This is a genomic window from Shewanella sairae, assembly GCF_023283535.1.
In the GTDB taxonomy this organism is placed as follows: domain Bacteria; phylum Pseudomonadota; class Gammaproteobacteria; order Enterobacterales; family Shewanellaceae; genus Shewanella; species Shewanella sairae.
Window position 1 is genome coordinate 1 of sequence record NZ_JAKILT010000143.1, and the last position, 2,324, is coordinate 2,324.

Annotated in this window: 2 protein-coding genes and 1 pseudogene; all 3 read right to left on the reverse strand. The window is 42.3% G+C overall.

Annotated features, from left to right (window positions below):
* Positions 1-188 precede the first annotated feature (188 nt).
* On the reverse strand, positions 189-605 hold the full coding sequence (locus L2748_RS23575) for a type IV secretory system conjugative DNA transfer family protein (protein ID WP_220783540.1): 417 nt from the start codon (positions 603-605) through the stop codon (positions 189-191).
* Positions 606-677: 72 nt separating this feature from the next.
* Positions 678-1,907, reverse strand: coding sequence for a type IV secretory system conjugative DNA transfer family protein (locus L2748_RS23580; RefSeq protein WP_220783539.1), 1,230 nt, complete (start codon positions 1,905-1,907; stop codon positions 678-680).
* 103 nt (positions 1,908-2,010) lie between these two features.
* A pseudogene (locus tag L2748_RS23585) lies at positions 2,011-2,324 on the reverse strand (hypothetical protein); the annotation flags it as partial.

A 2,324-nucleotide genomic window follows, 5' to 3' on the forward strand; every position in this document is an offset into this window, starting at 1 on the left:
TCGGATTTGCTTCGATAAGCTCGATAAACGTTAGGCTTTCAATACCGTTTAACTCAATATCCGCTTCATTTTCTACTGCTTGATCAATTCGTGTATAAGTGACGGTTTCTACATCAAAATACATAGGTGTAATGAGTATTTGTCCGTGGCGAACAACATCGTTAAGTGTGGCCATTACTTTTCTTCCATTAGATTAGGTCTAAGTATTGTTTCACAGACGAAAGAATTGAGGCCGCTTCGCGTTCCCCTTTATCTATCATGGTCTGTCCAGCAATAATCGCTAATGTGGCTTGCGGCTCAGCGTTTATCATTTCTAACCAAAGCTCATTAATATTGTGGTTAGGTGAAGATATAAGGGCCTCAATCATTGATATTGTAGGGGGCGCGTCATCTTGCTGGCACTTATAAATAATGAGGGCGATGAGGCCGTTTAGTAATGTGAAACTGCTCTTTTGCCAATGGTCATTTAAGCCTTTCCCATTCGGATCAATAATCAAGGTACTGAGGTTTTCAATATCCTTGGTTTCAAAAGCCGTGCCGCAGCGTATTTGAATTTTTGTATCAGTATTAAGTAACATATTTCTTGCTTTTTCTTGGAGTGTCATAGGCTTACCCTCTACTCATAAAGACGAGTAAAATTGATATAAAGATATTAGTTTGGTTGGTTACAGATTGTGTTAACTAGGGGCTTGAATTTCGGAGCGAGTGAGTAACTCGTCGTCATCGAAATAAAAGAACTGTTGTGCGCGAATGAGTGATTTGCCGCGAGTATAGATGAGCATTTCACCATGATTAGTGTTAGTTGAAGGGCTCATGTTCATACAGTCACGCATCGATAGCGAATGATCACCATGGTTTAACATGTGGTTTGCGGTTGATAGCGATATTGGCGTAAAAGCAATCTGCATGTGGCAATGACGAGTGAGCATTTCATCTTCTGCACAGTGCTTGTTGATCTGATTAATATCCTGCGTGATAAAACAAAATTTGATCTTACTCTCAAGCATCAAGGGTAGGTTCTTTTGCCATGAGCCCATACCTCTTAACGTCGGATATTCATCCATCATGCCGAGCAATGTGAACTTGGCGTGTGATGATAGTTCCTTATCCGTTAGCATGTGGGTTGTCATTGCAATAAGTAGCTTAAAAATAGGGCCTAATACCGGCATTTCCCAAGGTCTGGCCATCATGTATAAACTGATCGGCTTATCTCTCTGGTTAAGTTTTTTCACGCTAAAGTCGGAGTGACTCATTGTTATTGCAAGTGAAGGGTGACTATAGGGGGCTAATGCATTGCTTATCGCTTGGATAATCGTGTCTTGCTCAATGTTCTCGGGGGCTTGTGAACCATGGACGCTATCAGCGTATAGTTCATAAAGTAATTCAGTTAAATTGAGATTTGCTAACCGCGGAAATGTTGGCGTTTCTTGGCGCTGTTTACATTGTTCAATGAAATAAGTAACCAGTTCTGCAAATACCTTAAAGATCACTTTTTCATTGTGGTCATCAAGCTTAGGCATGATACATGAACATAGCATGTCTATATCCTTGGCTTCATTGTCTGTGCCCATGCGAAGTTCTTCAAATGGATTCCATCTTGCAGAGCATTGACCTAAGGGAGCAAAGCGTAATACGTCACCCAAGGTTGCGCGATAACCCGCAGTGGTCGGCCATAGCTCACTAGTGAAGTCGCTGATGATAGCGCTGTGTTGCCAATTTAATAATGTTGGAATAACTAAGCTTGTTGTTTTTCCGGTACGGCAACGGCCAATGCAGACGATGTGCTCCAGCTCTTTATCATCATTACCTGTAGAAAGGATATCGTCCCAGGAGTTATATTCCTGTGGGAAAGTGATAGTGACGGTATCAGATGGAACTGAAATGAAGATTTTTTTTGCTTTTTCCAAGAGTCTCATAGGTTTACCTGCTGTTCATTAAGGCGTGAAAATTCATACAAAGATATGAGTAGGGTTATCCACCGAAAATGTGGATAACCCATTTTGGCGTTGATTATAAGTAGTCTTCGATGGATTCAGGCTGGGCAGGTTCTTGGGGTGCGGTATCGCTTACTTCATCACGTTCTTCTTCGTCTGCTCGCTTAATCTTGCCTATCGTGCTGCTACCTACAGGCTCAATAAGCTTGTCTGATTGCTCCGGCGCTGGTATTTGACTGCGAGCCAGGTAAACAGGGTCATTGAAGTACAGAATTTGCTTACCATAGATAGCTGGGTAACCCGCTACATAGATAATCATGTCGCCCCCTTGCACCAAAAGCTCACCTTGCTTAACTGGCGCAGGTAAACGTTGACACTCGTCTGCGGTTA